Below are 19746 nucleotides of genomic sequence, written 5' to 3'. Positions count from 1 at the left end.
CTTCGCTCATGAAACTCCCTGTCCCACGGATGGTGCTCTTCGGCCTGTTCGCGTTTGCGGCAATGGGCTCGGCATCAGCAACGCAAATGAAGACCGCAACCCCTGCTTTCGCAACTGAAGCTCCAGCGGTTCAAGCGCCGGCCGAGGCTGTCGGCAACCCTTGGCCGAGCCTGGCCAGTATGGCCGACAAGCAGCCTGGAGCGTTGCTTGCCCACGACGACCGTTACTGGCACGACCACCGCTGGCACGACCGTAGAGACGATTGGCGCCGGGACGACTGGCGTAGAGATAACTGGCGCAGAGAGCAAGCCCGCCGGGAAGCCGAACGCCGTCGTGATTGGGAGCGCCATCATGATCGGGCGATGCGCCACCGCTACGAGAACGATCACCGCTACTATCGTCGCTAGTGCACAAGAATCGAACCAACACCTGAAACAGCTACGTCACCCTCGCCTCTTGCGCCGGGCTCAAGCCAGCAGCTCGGTGATCCACCTGGCCTGCCGGGCAATCTCCTGCACCTTCTCCTCGGGCACGGCGTGCCGCGCCCGGGCGAAGTTGCTCAAGGTCTTTTGCTTGAGGCGCAGTTTGCGCTGCCACTTGCCCAGGAACGCCGGGCTGCGTGCCTGCATCTGCAACGGGCCGAAGTACAGCTCTTGGGCGGTGTACATCACCGCTCCAGCGCACTCAGCGACAATGATTTCGTAGTCGAAGCGGTTCTCCCGCAGCACTTCCTCATGGTGGATGCGGTAACCATTTTCCATCAACCAGTGGCGCAGTGGCTGCTCGCCGCCGTTGGGCTGCAGGATCAGACGCTCCTGGCCGCGCAGATGGCTTTTGCCGCTGTCGAGGATGTCGCGGATCGTTTCACCGCCCATGCCGCAGATGCTGATCGCGGTGATCCCGTCACCCGGCTCGATCGCCGCCAGGCCGTCAGCCAGACGCACAGTGATCCGCTGCTGCAGACCGTTCTCGCGCACGGTGCGTTCGGCCGCCTGAAACGGCGTCAATGCCACCTCGCCGGCCAGCGCCGCGGTGATGGCGCCACGGCGCATCAGGGCTACCGGCAAGTAGCCGTGATCCGAGCCGATATCGGCCAGGCGCGCACCGACCGGCACCTGCGCAGCCACGCGCTCCAGGCGCATGGACAATGTCTGTTCGTTCAACCGCTGCCCCTTTTCACCACCAACGTCCAGCAACTCTGGCCGGATCGGGGCGCGATTCTGTCGGGCAGCGCTGGAGATTTCAAGTTTATGCGACCAGGGTCATGGCTCGGTGGGAGCGGGTATTTCGCTAGCCGTTGACCTTGCGCGCCAGCGATGTGATCAGGCCGCTGCGTTTCGCCAGTTCTTCTATTCTCATAGCTTGCCTTTAGCACGGCATTGACCTTGAACCTTACTTCCACTCTGGAGTGCAACAACCCCATCACAGAGGAGCAGCGAACATGGCATTCGTCACAACCAAAGATGGCGTTGAAATTTTCTACAAAGACTGGGGCCCGCGTGACGCGCAGGTGATCTTCTTCCACCACGGCTGGCCACTGAGCGCCGACGACTGGGACGCGCAGATGCTGTTTTTCCTGGCCCATGGCTATCGTGTCATCGCCCACGACCGTCGCGGTCACGGACGCTCAAGCCAGGTCTGGGATGGCCATGACATGGACCATTACGCCGACGATGTGGCGGCGCTGGTCGATCATCTAGGGGTGCGCGGCGCAGTGCATGTCGGGCACTCGACCGGCGGCGGCGAAGTGGTGCACTACCTCGCCCGCCACGGTCAGGAGCGTGCCAGTAAAGCCGCGATTCTCGGCGCGGTGCCACCCTTGATGGTGCAGACCGCCAGCAACCCCGGTGGCCTGCCCAAGTCGGTGTTCGACGACCTGCAGGCACAACTTGCGGCCAACCGTGCGCAGTTCTACCACGACATTCCCGCCGGGCCGTTCTACGGCTACAATCGCCCGGGAGCGGCACCGTCGCAGGGGGTGATCTGGAACTGGTGGCGCCAGGGCATGATGGGCTGCGCCAAGGCCCACTATGACGGCATCGTCGCCTTCTCGCAGACCGACTTCACCGAGGACTTGAAGCGCCTCACCCTGCCGGTGCTGGTGATGCATGGCGATGACGACCAGATCGTGCCCTACGAAAACTCGGGGCTGCTGTCGGCCAGGCTACTCAGCAATAGCACGCTGAAAACCTACAAGGGCTACCCTCACGGCATGCCCACTACCCACGCCGACACCATCAACGCCGACCTGCTGGCCTTCGTGCGCAGCTGATGCACGGGTGCCGGAGGTGATGCCTCTGGCGCCCGCTTTTGCCAACGTGTATGGACCGCAGACGTTTCCGACCAGCAGTCCTGAGCAGGCATAATAGGCAGCTACGATTGGTGTATTGGCCACCTTAATCGCAATAGGGGCATTGTCGAGGGTACATGGGATGACCAGCAAAACAACGCCTAGTTACTCATCACCGCTGGCCCTCTCTCTTCTCGTCCTCAGCCTGGCCGTGTCGGCGGGATGTTCAAGTAAATCGACGAAGCCGCTCTACTCAAGTTCAAAAGCAGGCTCCAGCTGTTACGCCAAAGCCCTGCCGACGTCCGGCGAAGGTGGTCTGGCCTGGGGCGCGACCCTGCAAATGGCACGGCAAAAATCCTTGAACAATTGCATCCGCTATGCCGGCCGCTCCGGTGGCACGCCCGATACCTGCAAAGTAGTGATGGCCGAGTGCAAATAAGCGTGTGCTGGTTTCGACCAGCCTGCACCTTAACTGCATATAAAGGGCAGCGGCGCCTGTGCAGCACGAACAGCTGCAATCTGGCTATCAAAGACCGGCAACAGATAGTCGAAGAAGAACCCGGCGCTTTCCAGCTTTTCCTGGCGCAGCGGATCTTCTGCGGCCAGGCCCTGCACACAGCGGACTGTCCGCGCCCAGGCGAACGCTAGCAAGCCACTGGCGCACAGCTGAAGAAAGTCCCCGGCGGCACGGTAGGGATATTCAGGGTCCTGGGTACTGCCGCGGATCACTTCGCTCACCACGGTTTGCAGGCTGTCGCACACGCCTGCCAGTCTGGCCGCATACCTCGCGCTGCCCTCCTCGGCGAGGCCGGCGGCCACTTCCCCACGCAGCTCCGTCAACAGCAAGGCAAACGCCTCAGCGCCGTCACCCAGCACTTTGCGCAGAAGCAGATCGTTGGCCTGAATTTCGTTGCTGCCCTCGTAGATCATCGCAATGCGGCTGTCGCGCAAGGTCTGCCCGATGCTGAATTCTTCGGTGTAGCCATAGCCGCCGAACACCTGCAGGGCCTTGCTGGCAAGGTTGAAACCCTGTTCGGTGAAGCTGGCTTTGATGATCGGCGTCAGCAGTTGCGCCAGTTGCCGGGCCCGTTCGCGTTGCTTTGATTGTACCGCTGCGTCAGCCAGATCCAGCCAGTGCGCCACCCAATACCCAATCGCGCGCATGCCTTGGCTACGCACGCGCAGCTCCAGCAGTACCCGGCGCATGGCCGGGTGCAGATGGATCGGGTCTGGCGCCGTTGCCGGCGGCTGATCCGGGCGCCTTGGTGCGCGCATTTGTCGCCGCTCCAGGGCATAGTCACGGGCGTTTTGCCATGCAGCCTCGGCATGCCCCAAGCCTTGCAGGCCGACGTGCAAGCGCGCGCAATTCATCATCACAAACATCGCTGCCAGGCCACCGTGGGCCTCGCCTACCAGCCAGCCACGGGCCTGGTCGAAATGCAGGGCACAGGTGGCGCTGCCCTTGATGCCCAGCTTGTGTTCTATGCCGTCGCAATGCACAGCGTTGCGTTCGCCCTGCTCCAGCCATTTGGGCACCAGCATCAGTGACAGACCACGACTGCCGGCAGGCGCTTCTGGCACGCGCACCAGCACCAGATGCAGGATGTCGTGGGTCAGATCGTGTTCGCCGCCGGAGATGAACAACTTGTTTCCGCTGATGCTGTAGCTGCCATCCGCCAGCGGCTGCGCACGACAACGCAACAGGCCAATGTCGCTGCCGGCCTGGGGCTCGGTGAGGCACATGGTCGGCAGCACCTCACCGCTGACCAGCGCCGGCAGATAGCGCGCCTGCAGCCACTGTGGCGCGTGGGCTTTCAAGCACAGATAGGCGCCGTGGGCGATGCCGGTGTACATAGCCCAGGCATGGTTGCTGGCGTAGAGCATCTCCTGCAGCGCGGCGTCGAGCACCTGTGGCAAGCCTTGCCCACCCCATTCCGGGGCGCAAGCCAGGCCCGGCCAGCCACCCTCGACATACGCCTGGTACGCAGCAGCAAAGCCCTCGGGGGTACGGACTTCTCCGTCTGCATACCGGCACCCCTGGCGGTCACCTGGCGCGTTCAGGGGGGCCAGCACTTCGTTGCAAAAACGTGCGGCCTGTTCCAGCACCTGTCGGGCCAAGTCAGGGTCCAGGTCCTGGTAGGCCGGCATCTGTCGCCAGGCCGCAGGTACCTGCAACCAGTGTTCGAGCACAAACTGGATATCGTCCAACGGGGCCGTGTACTGCTGCATGCCTGACCTCAACGGGTGTGGTTATCAACGGTGGTAATGCGGGTTCTCGATGAGCACTGCCATCCCCTGGCCGCCGCCGATACAAGCAGCGGCAATGCCGTAACGCAGGTTGTCAGCGCGCAGTTGTCGCGCCAGGGTATGCACCAGGCGCAAGCCGGTCGCGGCCAACGGGTGCCCCAGGGCGATGGCCCCGCCCTGCCGGTTCAACCGCTCGGGCTTAAGTTCCAGGGCGCTGGCGACTGCCAGTACCTGCGCCGCCTGGGCCTCGTTGATTTCGAAACGATCAATTTCGTCCAGACGCAAACCGCTACGCTGCAGCAACAGCTCGATGGCCGGCACCGGTCCGATGCCCATGGTCTGCGGCGCCACGCCCACCGCCGTGGCCATCAATAGCCGTGCCAGCGGTGGACGACTACAGGCCGAGAAGCGACAGACCAACGCCGCCGCCGCACCATCCACTACCGCGCAGCTGTTGCCGGCGGTCTGCACACCGCCGGCATGCACTGGCGTCAGTCTCGCCAGGGCGGCGCTGTCGGTGGCGCGCGGATGGCTGTCACCCTCGACCCGCTCTACACCGCGTGGCAAGCGGATGCTGCGCGGCCGGTAGAACTCGGGCGCGAAGGTTTCGTTGTGGATGGCCACGATCTCCTCAGCAAACCAGCCCTGCGCCTGGACCTGGAGTGCCCGCTGGTGACTGCGCAAGGCGTACGCATCGACGCACTCGCGGCTCAGACCGTATTGCTGCGCCAGGTTCTCTGCAGTAGCGATCATGTCCAGTCCGGCTGCCGGGTCGTACAGGGCCTCCCACAGAAAGTCCTTGAACTCCACCGCTGCACCGAGGCGAAAGCCGCCACGGTGGCTGTAGGCCGCGATCGGGTTGCGTGACATCGACTCGCTGCCGACACACAAAGCCAGTTCGACGCCACTGTCCAGTTGTTCACCAGCCTGACGCAACACTTCCAGGCCAGTGCCGCAAATTCGCTGCACCGCCAGTGCCGGTACCGACTGCGGTACTCCGCTGTACAGGCCGATATGGCGCGGCAGCATATAGGCATCGAAACTGGCCTGGGCCATGCTGCCGGCCAGCACGCTGTCCACCGACTGCGGGTCGATACCTGCGCGTGCCATCACCTCACAGGCGACTTTGATGCCCAGATCGATGGGCGACACTGAGGCGAGGGTCGTCCCAAGATCGGTCCAGGGGGTGCGCACCATCTCGACGATGGCCGCATCGGCAAATACGCTACACAACCCGCCAGCGCTCATGCTGCACGACCGGCACACAGCATGCCCGGAACTTCGCCGCGATACAGGGCCTCGACCTGCGCCGCCCGCCGTTGCAGCACAGCACGCTGGTTGATCGAGCCCTTGTCGGTGATTTCGCCGTGATCGATCGAAGGCGGCTCTTCCAGCAGGGCCAACCACTCGATCCGGCTGGCATTGCCCTGGGCATCGCGGTTCAACCGCTGCAACCAGCCCGCGAACCATTCACGCACTGCGGCGCTGCCCAATACCTGCGCGTCACTGGCGTCAGGCCCGAGCCCGGCCAGCTGCCGACACTCGGGTAGCCGGGCAAATACCAGTATCCCCAGGCACTCGCGGTCGGGCGCGGCGACCACGATGTCTTGCACATAGGGCGAACCTTCGAGTACGGCACGGTTGCGCAGCGGACCGACACTGACAAACACCCCGGAAGACAGTTTGAAGTCTTCGGCGATACGTCCATCGAACATCAGCCCGAGCTGACTGTGGCCAGGATCGGCAAGCTTCAAGGCGTCGCCTGAACAGTAATAGCCTTCAGCATCGAACACCTCGGCAGTCTGCTGCTCCGCACGCCAGTACCCGGGCATGATGTGCGGGCCGCGAAAGCGCCCTTCCAGTTTGTCGCCAACCGGCACCAGCTTCACTTCACAGCCAGGTGCCGGCAGCCCGACATAGCCGGCTATCGACAACGGCCCGGTGGTGAAGGTGCACGACGGTGCCGCTTCAGTCATGCCGAGTCCGGCCATCATGCGGATACGTTCGCCGCAATGCTGTTCGGCGACACGGTCGAGACGATCCCAGATGCTTTGCGAGAGGCCGGCGGCGGCGAAGAAAAACAGTTTGATACGGGCGAAGAAGCGCTCGCGCAGGGCCGCGTCCTGCTCCAGTGCCTTGGCCAGTTCCTCCCAGCCTTTTGGAACGGTCAGGTAGGCCGTCGGTGAAATGTCTTTGAGGTTACGCAAGGTTTCAGCGAACCCCTGGGCCGTCGGTTTGCCGGTATCCAGATAGAAGCTGCCACCGTTGTACAGCACGATCCCGAGGTTGTGACTACCGCCAAAGGTGTGATTCCACGGCAACCAGTCCACCAGCACCGGCGGCTCTTGGGCAAACACCGGGAAGGTCTGCAGGAGCATTTGCTGGTTGGCGCAGAGCATCCGCTGGGTGGTAATCACTGCCTTGGGCAACTTGGTCGAGCCGGAGGTAAACAGGAACTTGGCAATCGTATCCGGTCCGGTCGCGGCAAAGGCGGCATCGGCCGCCGCATAGTCGGGGTTGGCCAGCAAGCTGCTGAACGCCACCTGGCGCCACCCGGACAACACCCCACGTACGCTGACCACCGGCACTTCAGGTGCCAGCAGCGCATCGAACGCCCGCTGAAACGGCGCCGTGTCACTGACAAACACCAGGCCTGGCTGCAGCACATCGCAGACATGGCGCAGCTTGGCGAAGTCCTGGGACAGCAACGCGTAGGCCGGCGATACCGGGCAATACGGGATGCCTGCGTACATGGCCCCCAGGGCAATCTGCAGGTGCTCGATGTCGTTGCCCGAGAGGATCGCCAGCGGACGCTGCGCCGAAAGCCCGAAGCCGAGCAGATTGCCAGCAATGGCCCGAACCTGTTCGAGCATCTGCGCATAGCTGACCTCGCGCCACGCCCCGGACGCCTCGCGGGCGGCGATGAACGTCTGCTGTGGCCGCACCTGCGCCCAATGTTGCAAACGCTCAAGCAATCGGTCAGGCAGCGGCGCGAGGGGTTCCCTGGCGCGCATGCGCAGGATGCCATCCACTTCGCTGACCTCGACGTCGGGATGGCCGATGGATACCTGGCGGTAACGCGGCGTCCCGACTGTGTCGGACGGGCGTGGGCTGGTTGCGGATTTCACGCAGGTTGCTCCTTGTTATTGTTGTACGTTCGGTTGACCGCAGGCATACAAGGTCGCCCGCGATCCCTTCCTTTCAGACTGCTCGCGTGCCCTCAAATGGGGTAATGGCGCGACCCGTGCTGCAGGGTAATCCAGCGCAGCTGGGTGAAGTGTTCGATCGCCGCACGCCCGCCGAAGCTGCCATAGCCACTGGCCTTAACTCCGCCAAAGGGCATGTGCGCCTCATCGTGAACGGTCGGCCCATTGATGTGGCAGATTCCCGATTCCACACGCTGGGCCAGTGCCAGCGCACGCGCTGTGTCACGGCTGAAGATCGCCGCCGACAGACCAAACTCCGAATCGTTGGCCAGGGCCAACAGCGCCTCGTCACCTTGTGCACGCAGCACCACCGCCACCGGGCCGAAGGACTCTTCGTGGTACAGGCGCATGCTGGCATCGACGCCGTCGAGCAAGGTGGGTTGCAGGATGCTGCCGTCCAGTTGCCCACCACACACCAGGCGCGCGCCCTTGTCCAGCGCGTCATCAATCAGGACTTTGATACGCGCCCCGGCACCGGCATCGATCAGCGAGCCCAGCACTGATGCGGGGTCTTCAGGATCACCTGCGCGTAGACGGGCTACCTTGCTGGCGAGTTTATCGACAAAATCTTCGGCGATCCGGCTGTCGACCACCAGGCGCTCGGTGGACATGCAGATCTGCCCCTGGTTGAAGTACGCCCCGAACGCCGCAGCTTCGACAGCGGCATCCAGATCGGCGTCGTCGAGCACCATCAGCGGGGCCTTGCCGCCCAGTTCCAGCAGCGCAGGCTTGAGGTGGCGTGCCGCCAGTTCAGCAACAATCCGCCCAACGTGGGTAGAGCCGGTAAAGTTGACGCGACGCACCGCCGGGTTGGCGATCAAGCGTTCGACAATCGCTGGCGCATCCTGCGGGGCGTTGCTGATGACATTGACCACACCATCGCCCAGACCGGCATCCTGCAGGACCTGGCCAATCAGCCGATGCACGGCCGGGCTCAACTCCGATGCTTTGAGCACCACGGTATTGCCACAGGCCAGGGGCATGGCAATGGCACGGGTAGCGAGGATGATCGGCGCATTCCACGGGGCGATTCCCAGCACCACGCCGCAAGACGCACGCACGGCCATGGCAAAACTGCCGGGCACATCCGAGGGGATGACTTCTCCGCAGATCTGCGTGGTCATCGCCGCAGCCTCGCGCAGCATGCCGGCGGCCAGGCGCACGTTAAAGGCATACCAGTTGGCCATCGCGCCGGTCTCGCCTGCGGCGTTGATGAACTCACCACTGCGCGCCTGCATCAATTCGGCCGCCGCCAGCAGACGGCTACGCCGCTCATTCGGGGCCAGCGCCGACCAGGCGGGAAACGCCGCCTTGGCCGCCGCCACAGCGGCGTCCGCATCGGCCAATGTGGCCGCCGCTACCTGCGACACCACCGCGCCGCTCAGCGGGTTACGCCGTTCAAAGGTATTCCCATCACTGGCCGGGCACGACCGCCCGCCAATCAGCAAAGGCACCTGCAACATCGTCATTCCTCTTTATTGTCGTTGTCGGGAATTTTCGGCACAGGCTGATACAAGCGGGCAGCGCACGAGAACTCGGCGCGCCCCTTTTGCTCAGCGCTTATAAGCCTGCAAGCCCGGCTTGATGCTCTTGTCATCGAGGAACTGCTTCATGCCTTGCTCGCGACCACCCTCGGTGTCGAGCAGGCGCGACTGATCAAGCTTGGCGTACAGGTAATCTTCGTTCTGCTCCCAGGTGAGCTCGCGGCAGCGCTTGAAGCCATGCTTGGCAGCACGCAATACCACCGGATTTTTCTCCAGCAGGTTCTGCGCCAGCGCCACAGTGGTTTCGCGCAGTTGCGCCAGCGGTACGCTTTCATTGACCAGGCCCATCTCGGCGGCTTTCTGCCCGCCGAAGGTCTTGCCAGTCATGATGTAGTACAGCGATTGACGATGCCCGACCGTGTCGGCCATGGCCTTGCTGACCAGGTTGCCAGGCGGAATCCCCCAGTTGATTTCGGAAAGGCCGAAGGTCGCCTCATCGGCACAGATCGCCAGGTCGCAGGCCACGAGCGGGCTGAAGCCGCCGCCAAAACACCAGCCGTTGACCATCGCAATGGTCGGCTTGGCATACATGCGCAGCAGCTTCCATTGCCATTGTGATGCCTCACGACGGATTTTCTCCTGAAGGATTTCCGGGCCGGCGTCGACTTCGCGGAAGTATTCCTTGAGGTCCATGCCGGCAGTCCAGGACTCACCCGCGCCGGTCAATACCAGCACCCCGGCCTCGGCGTCTTGCTCCAGGGTTTCCAGGACCTCGACCATCTCGCGGTTGAGGGTCGGGCTCATGGCGTTGCGCTTGTCCGGACGATTGAGAATGACCCAGGCGATGCCTGACTCCAGTTCGACCTTGACGGTATTCCAGCGGCCTTGGTACTTGCTCATGGTGTCTGCTCTTGTTGTTCGATGGACGGTGCAGTGAAGCTAATCGAGCAAATTAGTTATGTCAATTAACTATTATTAAAATTAACTGATTTTCTACACACTGGAACATCCTCATTTGCCGTCACGCTAGCCATGACAGACCGATCTAGGCAAACTAGGTAATGTTCTTATCAACGCAAAGGAAACCCGCCTGATGGCAAGATCCGCCCACAGCACTGCCGTCCCGCCCGAGTCCGATGTACCGGCTGCGGCGCTGGACGCGTCCCTTGAGAACCTGATCGGTTATGCCCTGCGCCGGGCTCAGCTGAAGTTGTTCCAGAATCTGATCGGCAAGCTCTCGGCCCACGACTTGCGCCCGGCGCAGTTTTCCGCACTGGCGATCATCGAACAGAGTCCCGGATTGATGCAGGCAGACCTGGCCCGCGCCCTGGCCATTGAGCCGCCACAGGTGGTGCCGTTGCTGAACAAACTGGAAGAGCGCGCCCTGGCGGTACGCATCCGTTGCAAGCCGGACAAACGCTCCTATGGCATTTTTCTCAGCAAAAGCGGCGAGACCTTGCTCAAGGAACTCAAGCAGATCGCCGCCGACAGTGACCTGGAAGCCACTGCGGCACTGAACGAGAGCGAACGGGCCGAGCTACTCAAATTACTCAAGAAGGTTTATCAGTACTGACGCACTCACCAGATCGGCAGGCTGTAGATCAGCTGAAAGCGGGTCTGGTTTTCGCTACGAAACGCCGCACCGGCGGGAAAGTCGTTGCGGTAGATCGATTTGCGCGCCAGCAACCCGAGGTTCTTCAGCGGGCCGCTCTGGATCACGTAACCCAGCTCCATCTGCATCTCGCGCTCTTTGCGCCCCTCGGCGTCGAAGGCCGCCAGTTCGATATGGTCACCGCGCACATAGCGCAAACGCCCTTTCAAACCGACCAGGCCGACAGCGGTGAAATCGTAGTCGTAGATAGCCTGCCAGGTGCGCTCACGGGCATTGAGAAAATCTGAGCTCATGGTCAGCTCACTCATGCCCATCAATTCCGTTCCGCCAATGTAGGGCGTCGCCGTTTCGCCACTGGCATGCATATAGCCCAGTCCGAGGCGATGGCCACCCAGGCGGTAGCTGAACAACGCTGAAAGGTTGCGGTTGTCGACCTCCCCGGCCAGCGCCTGCCCCTCCTCGCGGCTGAAGAAGCTGCGCAGGTCCGCGGTAAAAGTGCCCGGCCCCAGTGTGTGTTCATACAGCGCCGCGAGGGTGTCCTGCTGGTAAAGGTCATCGAGTTCGGCATGGTAGAGGCGTATCCCGAGAGCCTGGGTCAGTTGGTAATCGGTCCCTGCATAAACCAGGTGCGAGGATGTCGCCGTGGCCTTGAAGCGCCGATTGGGCGAAGCGATGCCCATGCGCTCGTAGCTGGTCGAATCACGCTTGTTGATGCGGTCGATGTAGCCGGTGTTGAGGGTCAGCCCCTCGAAATCCCGCGATGACAGCGTGGTGCCGCGAAACGTCTGCGGTAACAAGCGCGACGGGCTGGCAAAGGCAAAAGGCAGGAAGATCGACACATCGCCACTTTTTACCACGGTCTGGCGCCAACGCATTTTCGCGGTGAGGGCCAGGCGCGAGTAATCGTCTGCCGCTTCACCATCGGACTTCGATACCGGTAGCAGCTCGGTACCACTGCGTGACGGGGCTGAATCGAGTTTGACGCCGAGCATCCCCCGGGCATCCAGCCCCAGCCCCACCGGCCCTTCGCTATAGCCGGACTCCAGGTTGAGCATCAATCCCTGCGCCCATTCACGGGCAGCTTGCTTGGCACCGTCATCCTTGTAATCGCGGTCTAGGTAGTAGTTACGCAACGTCAGCGTCGCATGGCTGTCCTGCAGCACACCTTGGGCAGCAGCCTGGTTAGCGATCAAGACAGCGGCCAGCCCTACCAGCTCCGGACCTTTGAGCAAACGGGCAATCGACGCAACGCGGGTGTCTCCAACGCAGTCATGCATAGCGGTATCCATTTTTTTGTTGTTGTTTTCGCCATCAGCGCAACGCCAGGTAACGGCATGCGCTGCGGAGAATGGAAAGCCGCCCCGCCCTCGTCAAGCAAAAACGTCCGATAATCGAACATTAATTTTATTAACTATTCATCCATAAAAGCCGACTGACAACGCTAAACACTTGATTGCCATGGCGTTTGCAGCATCTCCCGCAGACTGCAAAAATCAGCTGTAAATTTAGTTATATTTGTTAATCTTATTTTCACGCCGGAGCTAGCCGGCGCATCAGAACAACAAGAACGAGGCTCGTGCATGAACACTTCATCGCGTCGATCGACGCTGACCATCGCCCTGTGTTTTATCGTCGCCCTGATCGAAGGTTTCGACCTGCAATCAGCCGGCACTGCCGCTGCCGGTTTGCGTCAGAGCTTTGCCCTTGACCCGAGAATGCTTGGCTGGGTGTTCAGTGCCAGCATCGTTGGCCTGTTGCCGGGCGCCTTTTTCGGTGGCTGGCTGGCCGACCGCATCGGGCGTAAAAAAGTACTGGTGGCCGCAGTCATCCTGTTTGGGCTGTTTTCGCTGTGGACCGCCTACGTCGATACCTACCCGCAACTGTTGCTGGCTCGGCTGATGACCGGCCTGGGGCTGGGCGCGGCGCTGCCGAACCTGATTGCCCTGTGTGCCGAGGCCGTCACCGAGCAACGCCGCAGCACGGCGATCAGCATCATGTATGCCGGTGTACCGCTGGGCGGCGCGCTGGCAGCAGTGGTGGCGATGTTCGCCCACGACCACTGGCAGTTGACCTTCATCATTGGCGGGCTTGCACCGCTATTGGCAGTGCCGCTGATGCTGACGCTGCTGCCGGAGTCGATGGCCTTTCAACGCAATGCCAGCGCTACCGGCCGCGCGTCGACAGCCAGCGCGCTGTTTGGTGAGCGGCGAGCGGGCTCAACCTTGGCGCTGTGGCTGAGCTATTTCTTCACCCTCACGGTGATGTACATGCTGCTCAACTGGTTGCCTTCGCTGCTGATCGGTCAGGGCTTCAGCAAGCCGGACGCCGGCATGGTGCAGATGCTCTTCAACATCGGCGGGGCTCTGGGCTCGCTGCTCGGCGGCGTGCTGCTCGACCGCTGCAATCCCCTCAAGGTGGTGCTGTGCATCTATGCCGGACTCCTGGCCGCACTGGCCGGGCTCGGCCTGTCTGTGGGGCTGACGGCGATGGCTGCTGCAGGCTTTGCCGCCGGATTGTTCGTAATGGCGGCACAACTGGTGCTGTACGCCCTTGCCCCACCGCTCTACCCAGCTGCGGTACGGGCCACGGGTGTAGGTGCCGCAGTTGCGATCGGCCGTCTGGGTTCGGTAAGCGGGCCACTGGCTGCCGGGCAGATCCTGGCGGCGGGCGCGGGTACGGCCGGGGTGTTACTGGCGGCTTCGCCGGGTCTGGTGGTGGCAGCACTGGCAGCCATGCGTGTGCTCAAGCGCCCTGCCGGGGAGGACCTGGCATTGCGGCCGACACCTGTGCAGGACTAATGCTTTGCTAACCCCCCGGTAGTGGGCCTGCCCCGATTGCGAGCTGCCAGTCACATCGCATCGCGGGGCAAGCCCGCTCCTACCACCTCATATCATTCCGAATGATAGTTACCTTCGCCCCATTCGATTCGTTGTTAATAGTTACAAATCGCAGAATCCGCCCATTCTCAATACATTGGCGGATACTCCATGGAACAGTCACTCAAACCTTTGCGTTACCCCCTGGCTCTATTGGCAGTACTGGTGATGAGTGCCTGCGGTCGCACCCCGGAGGCCGTACAGGCACCCACGGTGACCAAGGTCAGCGTCGCCAAGGTACTGGAGCAACCGATCAATGAATGGGACGAGTTCACCGGTCGTCTTGAAGCGCCCGAAACGGTAGAAGTCCGGCCACGCGTTTCCGGTCAGATCGATCAGGTGGTCTTCACCGAAGGTGCTCAGGTCAAGAAAGGCGACCTGCTGTTCCAGATCGATCCGCGGCCGTTCCAGGCCGAAGTCCGCCGTCTCGAAGCCCAGTTGCAGCAAGCCCGCGCCACCGCCATTCGCAGCGAAAACGAAGCCCGCCGTGGCGAACGCCTGCGCAGCAGCAACGCGATCTCCGCAGAATTGGCCGAGTCGCGCAGCAGTGCGGCCGCCGAGGCCCGCGCCGGTGTCGCCGCCATTCAGGCGCAACTGGACCTGGCCCGCCTGAACCTGAGCTTTACCCGGGTCAGCGCACCGATCAGTGGCCGGGTCAGCCGTGCCCAGTTCACTGCCGGCAACATCGTCAGCGCCGATGTCACCCCGCTGACCAGCGTGGTCTCAACCGACAAGGTGTATGCCTACTTCGACGCCGACGAACGTGTGTACCTCAAATACACCCAACTGACCCGCGACGGCCAGCGCGGGCAAAGCACCCCGGTATACCTGGGCTTGTCCAACGAAAGCGGCAACCCGCACCTGGGCCAGATGAACTTCGTCGACAACCAGGTCAACCCCAAGACCGGCACCATCCGAGGCCGGGCGGTGTTCGACAACACTGACGGGCAGTTCACCCCGGGCCTGTATGCACGCCTGAAGCTGGTCGGCAGCGCCACCTATTCAGCGGTGCTGATCAATGACGAAGCCGTAGGCACCGACCTTGGCAAGAAGTTCGTGCTGGTCATGGATAAGGACAACAAGGCCGCTTACCGCGCCGTGGAACTTGGACCGAAGCTCGAAGGCCTGCGCATCGTGCGCAGTGGCCTGAACAGGGATGAGCGCATTGTGGTCAAGGGCCTGCAGCGGGTGCGTCCCGGCTCGCCGGTCGACCCGCAGGATACGCCGATGGCCAGCGACGCGACCATTGCCGCCCTCGCCCAGCAACGCCAAGCGCTGGAAGCCAGCACCCAGGGCAAACCTGCCGCCACTGCCACCGTCAAACTCGCCAGTGCCTCGGCACCGCGCGGTTAAGGAACCGGTCCGATGAATTTTTCCAAGTTCTTTATCACCCGGCCGATTTTCGCTGCCGTGCTATCGCTGCTGATCCTGATTGCCGGCAGCATCTCGCTGTTCCAGCTGCCGATCAGTGAATACCCTGAAGTCGTACCGCCCACTGTGGTGGTGCGGGCCAACTTCCCCGGGGCCAACCCTAAAGTGATCGGCGAAACCGTGGCCGCACCGCTGGAGCAGGCCATCACCGGCGTCGAGAACATGCTCTATATGTCCTCGCAGTCCACCGCCGACGGCAAGCTGACCCTGACCATCACCTTCGCCCTGGGCACCGACCTGGACAATGCGCAGGTGCAGGTGCAGAACCGCGTGACCCGGACCCAGCCCAAGCTGCCCGAGGAAGTGACCCGGATCGGTATCACCGTCGACAAGGCGTCGCCCGACCTGACCATGGTCGTGCACCTGACCTCGCCGGACAATCGTTACGACATGCTCTACCTGTCCAACTACGCCATCCTCAACATCAAGGACGAGCTGGCGCGCCTGGGCGGTGTTGGCGATGTGCAGCTGTTCGGTATGGGCGACTATTCCCTGCGAGTGTGGCTAGATCCGAACAAGACCGCCTCGCGCAACCTTACCGCCAGTGACGTAGTTGCCGCCATTCGCGAGCAGAACCGTCAGGTCGCCGCTGGCCAGCTCGGTGCACCGCCCGCACCGGGCAGCACCAGCTTCCAGCTGTCGGTCAACACCCAGGGCCGCCTGGTCAGCGAGGAAGAATTCGAGAACATCATCATTCGCTCCGGCGCCGATGGTGAAATCACCCGCCTCAAGGACATCGCCCGGGTCGAGCTGGGCTCCAGCCAGTACGCCCTGCGTTCGCTGCTGAACAATCAGCCAGCGGTGGCCATCCCGATTTTCCAGCGCCCAGGTTCCAACGCCATCGAGATCTCCGATGAAGTGCGCTCGAAAATGGCCGAGCTGAAGAAAGACTTCCCCGAAGGCATGGACTACAGCATCGTCTACGACCCCACCGTGTTCGTGCGTGGCTCCATTGAAGCGGTAGTGCATACCCTGTTCGAAGCCCTGGTGCTGGTGGTCCTGGTCGTTATCCTGTTCCTGCAGACCTGGCGCGCCTCGATCATTCCGTTGGTGGCCGTACCGGTGTCTCTGATCGGTACCTTTGCGGTGATGCACCTGTTCGGTTTCTCGCTCAATGCGCTGTCGCTGTTCGGCCTGGTGCTGGCCATCGGGATCGTGGTGGATGACGCCATCGTCGTGGTGGAAAACGTCGAGCGTAACATCGGCCTGGGCTTGAACCCTCTGGAAGCGACGCAAAAAGCCATGAGCGAAGTGACCGGCCCGATCATTGCCACCGCGCTGGTGCTGTGCGCCGTGTTCGTGCCCGCCGCGTTCATCTCCGGCCTTACCGGGCAGTTCTACAAACAGTTCGCCCTGACCATTGCGATCTCGACGGTGATCTCGGCGTTTAACTCGCTGACCCTGTCGCCAGCGCTGGCCGCTGTACTGCTCAAGGAGCACCACGCGCCGAAGGACCGTTTCTCGCAAGTGCTGGAGCGCCTGTTCGGTGGCTGGTTGTTCGGCCCGTTCAACCGCTTCTTCGACCGTGCCAGCCACAGTTATGTCGGCACCGTCGGCCGGGTCATCCGCAGCAGCGGCATTGCCCTGTTCGTCTATGGCGGCCTGATTGTCATGACCTGGCTGGGCTTCTCCTCGACCCCGACCGGTTTTGTGCCAGCGCAGGACAAACAGTACCTGGTAGCCTTTGCGCAACTGCCGGACGCGGCCAGCCTGGACCGCACCGAGGTGGTGATCAAGAAAATGAGTGAAATCGCCCTCAAGCAACCGGGCGTAGCCGACTCCGTAGCGTTCCCGGGGCTGTCGATCAACGGTTTCACCAACAGCCCGAACAGCGGCATCGTGTTCACTCCGCTCAAGCCCTTCGATGAGCGCAAAGACCCGAGCCAGTCGGCTGCCGCCATTGCCGCCGCACTCAATGCGCAGTTCGCCGATATCGAAGACGCCTACATCGCGATCTTCCCGCCGCCACCGGTACAGGGGCTGGGTACCATCGGCGGTTTCCGCCTGCAGATCGAGGACCGTGGCAACCTGGGTTACGAGGCGCTGTACAAGGAAACCCAGAACATAATTGCCAAGAGTCACAACGTGCCGGAGCTGGCCGGGCTGTTCACCAGCTATCAGGTCAACGTGCCGCAGGTCGATGCCGCTATCGACCGGGAAAAGGCCAAGACCCATGGCGTGGCCATCAGCGACATCTTCGATACGCTGCAGATCTACCTGGGCTCGCTGTATGCCAACGACTTCAACCGTTTTGGCCGTACCTATCAGGTCAACGTCCAGGCTGAACAGCAGTTCCGTCTTGAAGCCGAGCAGATCGGCCAGCTCAAGGTGCGCAACAACCAGGGCGAGATGATCCCGCTGGCGACCTTCATCAAGGTCAGCGATACCTCAGGGCCTGACCGGGTCATGCACTACAACGGCTTCATCACGGCCGAGATCAACGGAGCCGCAGCCCCTGGCTACAGCTCCGGTCAGGCGGAACAAGCCATCGAGAAGCTGCTCAAGGAAGAACTGCCCAACGGCATGACCTTCGAATGGACCGAGCTGACCTACCAGCAGATTCTTGCCGGTAATACTGCGCTGTTCGTCTTCCCGCTCTGCGTACTGCTGGCCTTCCTGGTGCTGGCTGCCCAGTACGAAAGCTGGAGCCTGCCACTGGCCGTGATTCTGATCGTGCCAATGACCCTGCTCTCGGCGATCACTGGGGTGATCCTGTCGGGTGGCGACAACAACATCTTCACCCAGATCGGCCTGATCGTACTGGTGGGCCTGGCGTGCAAGAACGCGATCCTGATCGTCGAGTTCGCCAAAGACAAACAGGCTGAAGGGCTCGACCCGCTGGCCGCGGTACTGGAAGCCTGCCGCCTGCGTTTGCGGCCGATCCTGATGACCTCGATCGCCTTCATCATGGGGGTGGTGCCGCTGGTGTTCTCCTCCGGTGCCGGTGCGGAAATGCGTCATGCCATGGGTGTGGCGGTGTTCTCCGGGATGATCGGGGTAACCTTCTTCGGCCTGCTGCTGACGCCAGTGTTCTTTGTCCTGATCCGCCGTTATGTCGAACGCAGCCAGGCTCGCAAGGCGGCCCGTGCGCTGAAGCTGGAGACTCAAGCATGAACCGCAGTCTGAAACTTTTTATGCCGAGCCTGCTGGTCCTGGCCCTGGCCGCCTGTGCGGTGGGCCCGGATTACAAGACCCCGGACACTGCGGCGGCGCAACTGAGCGCCGCCAATGACCCGGCGACCAAGGCTGAATTTGACCGTAGCCGTTTCGAAAGCATCTGGTGGCAGCAGTTCGACGACCCGGTGCTCAACCAGCTGGTCAGCCAGTCGCTACAAGGCAACCGCGAGCTGCGCATCGCCTTCGCCCGGCTCAAGGCGGCCCGGGCAATTCGCGACGACGTCAGCAACGATGCCCTGCCGACCGTGACCAGCCGTGCCAGCAGCGAGCTGGGCAAGGGCCAGATTCCGGGGCAGACCGAGGACCGGGTCAACAGTGAACGCTATGACCTGGGCCTGGACATGGCCTGGGAGCTGGACCTGTTCGGCCGCATCCAGCGCCAGCTGGAAGCCAGCGAAGCCCAGCAGGATGCGGCCGAGGCCGACCTGCAACAGCTGCAGGTCAGCCTGATCGCCGAACTGGTCGATGCCTATGGCCAACTGCGCGGTGCGCAGTTGCGCGAGAGAATCGCCCTGGCCAACCTCAAGACCCAGCAGGATTCGCGCGGCATCACCGAAACCCTGCGCGATGCCGGGGTTGGCAACGACCTCGATGTGGTGCGTGCCGATGCACGGCTGGCAGAAGTCGAGGCCACCGTGCCACAGCTGCAAGCCGAACAGGTACGGGCACGTAATCGTATCGCGACCTTGCTGGGCCAGCGCCCGGACGCCTTGAGCGTCGACCTTTCGCCGGCGCAACTGCCAGCCATTGCCAAGGCACTGCCGGTGGGTGACCCCGGCGAGCTGCTCAAACGCCGTCCCGACATCCGCAGTGCCGAGCAGCAACTGGCAGCGGCGACCGCCAACATCGGCGTGGCGACCGCCGACCTGTTCCCGCGGGTCAGCCTCAGCGGCTTCCTTGGCTTTACCGCCGCGCGCGGCTCGCAACTGGGCTCATCGGCCGCGCAAGCCTGGGCTCTGGGCCCGAGCATCACCTGGGCCGCGTTCGACCTGGGCAGCGTGCGTGCGCGCCTGCGTGGCGCCAATGCCGATGCCGAAGGGGCTTTGGCCAACTACGAACAGCAGGTGTTGCTGGCGCTGGAGGAGTCGGAAAATGCCTTCAGTGATTACAGCAAGCGCCAACAACGTTTGCTTGCCCTGCTACGCCAGAGTGAAGCCAGCCGCAAAGCTGCCGACCTCGCCTCAATCCGCTATCGCGAAGGCACTGTCGACTATCTGGTACTGCTCGACGCCGAACGCGAGCGCCTGAGCGCCGAAGACGCCCAGGCTCAGGGCGAGGTGGACCTGTACCGTGGCATCGTCGCCATCTACAAAACCCTGGGGGGTGGTTGGCAGGCCGAGAACGTCGCCGGGGTGAACTGATTCAACAGCTCCTTTGGTTGGTTTCTGACCGGCCTTTTGCCCTGCCGGCTTACGCTCGCGGG

The 19746-nt window shown here is 62.5% G+C and carries 15 protein-coding genes; 8 read left to right on the top strand and 7 right to left on the bottom strand.

Going from position 1 to position 19746, the window contains the following annotated elements; genetic code table 11:
* The first annotated feature begins 8 nt into the window (after nucleotides 1-8).
* On the top strand, nucleotides 9-407 hold the full coding sequence (locus tag C6382_RS03635; protein ID WP_107023175.1) for a hypothetical protein: 399 nt from the start codon (nucleotides 9-11) through the stop codon (nucleotides 405-407).
* A 60-nt stretch (nucleotides 408-467) separates the two neighbouring features.
* Here C6382_RS03635 and C6382_RS03630 read toward each other — a convergent pair whose 3' ends face one another.
* Nucleotides 468-1163, bottom strand: coding sequence for a class I SAM-dependent methyltransferase (locus C6382_RS03630; RefSeq protein WP_305888082.1), 696 nt, complete (start codon nucleotides 1161-1163; stop codon nucleotides 468-470).
* A 278-nt stretch (nucleotides 1164-1441) separates the two neighbouring features.
* On the opposite strand from C6382_RS03630, the gene C6382_RS03625 reads away from it, so the two are divergent.
* The gene (locus C6382_RS03625; protein WP_107023173.1) at nucleotides 1442-2272 is read left to right on the top strand and encodes an alpha/beta fold hydrolase; all 831 of its coding nucleotides are present in this window, start codon (nucleotides 1442-1444) and stop codon (nucleotides 2270-2272) included.
* A gap of 160 nt (nucleotides 2273-2432) precedes the next feature.
* Nucleotides 2433-2729 (top strand): hypothetical protein, encoded by a 297-nt coding sequence (locus C6382_RS03620; protein WP_107023172.1) that lies wholly within the window; start codon nucleotides 2433-2435, stop codon nucleotides 2727-2729.
* Between the two features lie 29 nt (nucleotides 2730-2758).
* On the opposite strand, the gene C6382_RS03615 is transcribed toward C6382_RS03620, so the two are convergent.
* The 5 genes from C6382_RS03615 to C6382_RS03595 form a co-directional block, all read right to left on the bottom strand.
* Entirely contained in the window at nucleotides 2759-4519 is a 1761-nt protein-coding gene (locus C6382_RS03615; protein ID WP_107023171.1) for an acyl-CoA dehydrogenase, read from the bottom strand.
* A 24-nt stretch (nucleotides 4520-4543) separates the two neighbouring features.
* Nucleotides 4544-5785, bottom strand: a complete 1242-nt coding sequence (locus tag C6382_RS03610; RefSeq protein WP_107023170.1) for a thiolase family protein — start codon at nucleotides 5783-5785, stop codon at nucleotides 4544-4546.
* Nucleotides 5782-7665: a feruloyl-CoA synthase gene (locus C6382_RS03605; protein WP_107023169.1), complete on the bottom strand. Its 1884-nt coding sequence runs from the start codon at nucleotides 7663-7665 to the stop codon at nucleotides 5782-5784. The genes C6382_RS03610 and C6382_RS03605 overlap by 4 nt, the downstream gene beginning before the upstream one ends.
* A gap of 92 nt (nucleotides 7666-7757) precedes the next feature.
* A complete protein-coding gene (locus C6382_RS03600) occupies nucleotides 7758-9206 on the bottom strand; it encodes an aldehyde dehydrogenase (RefSeq protein WP_107023168.1) in 1449 nt (482 codons plus the stop codon).
* Between the two features lie 90 nt (nucleotides 9207-9296).
* Nucleotides 9297-10127, bottom strand: coding sequence for a p-hydroxycinnamoyl CoA hydratase/lyase (locus tag C6382_RS03595; RefSeq protein WP_107023167.1), 831 nt, complete (start codon nucleotides 10125-10127; stop codon nucleotides 9297-9299).
* 193 nt (nucleotides 10128-10320) lie between these two features.
* Between C6382_RS03595 and C6382_RS03590 the strand changes: the two genes are divergently transcribed.
* Nucleotides 10321-10800 carry a MarR family winged helix-turn-helix transcriptional regulator gene (locus C6382_RS03590; RefSeq protein WP_107023166.1) on the top strand — a complete coding sequence of 160 codons (480 nt, stop codon included), beginning with the start codon at nucleotides 10321-10323 and terminating at the stop codon, nucleotides 10798-10800.
* 5 nt (nucleotides 10801-10805) lie between these two features.
* Here C6382_RS03590 and C6382_RS03585 read toward each other — a convergent pair whose 3' ends face one another.
* Entirely contained in the window at nucleotides 10806-12116 is a 1311-nt protein-coding gene (locus C6382_RS03585; protein ID WP_107023165.1) for an OprD family porin, read from the bottom strand.
* 303 nt (nucleotides 12117-12419) lie between these two features.
* On the opposite strand from C6382_RS03585, the gene mhpT reads away from it, so the two are divergent.
* The 4 genes from mhpT (at nucleotide 12420) to C6382_RS03565 (ending at nucleotide 19684) form a co-directional block, all read left to right on the top strand.
* Nucleotides 12420-13637 (top strand): 3-(3-hydroxy-phenyl)propionate transporter MhpT, encoded by a 1218-nt coding sequence (mhpT, locus tag C6382_RS03580; protein ID WP_107023164.1) that lies wholly within the window; start codon nucleotides 12420-12422, stop codon nucleotides 13635-13637.
* A 189-nt stretch (nucleotides 13638-13826) separates the two neighbouring features.
* Nucleotides 13827-15068 carry a multidrug efflux RND transporter periplasmic adaptor subunit MexE gene (gene mexE / locus C6382_RS03575; RefSeq protein WP_107023163.1) on the top strand — a complete coding sequence of 414 codons (1242 nt, stop codon included), beginning with the start codon at nucleotides 13827-13829 and terminating at the stop codon, nucleotides 15066-15068.
* A gap of 12 nt (nucleotides 15069-15080) precedes the next feature.
* Nucleotides 15081-18260 carry an efflux RND transporter permease subunit gene (locus C6382_RS03570; RefSeq protein WP_107023162.1) on the top strand — a complete coding sequence of 1060 codons (3180 nt, stop codon included), beginning with the start codon at nucleotides 15081-15083 and terminating at the stop codon, nucleotides 18258-18260.
* On the top strand, nucleotides 18257-19684 hold the full coding sequence (locus C6382_RS03565) for an efflux transporter outer membrane subunit (RefSeq protein ID WP_107023161.1): 1428 nt from the start codon (nucleotides 18257-18259) through the stop codon (nucleotides 19682-19684). The genes C6382_RS03570 and C6382_RS03565 overlap by 4 nt, the downstream gene beginning before the upstream one ends.
* Nucleotides 19685-19746: the final 62 nt, after the last annotated feature.

It is taken from the genome of Pseudomonas sp. BBP2017 (genome assembly GCF_003024385.1).
GTDB lineage: Bacteria > Pseudomonadota > Gammaproteobacteria > Pseudomonadales > Pseudomonadaceae > Aquipseudomonas.
This window is presented reverse-complemented; position numbering and strand designations above follow the sequence as displayed.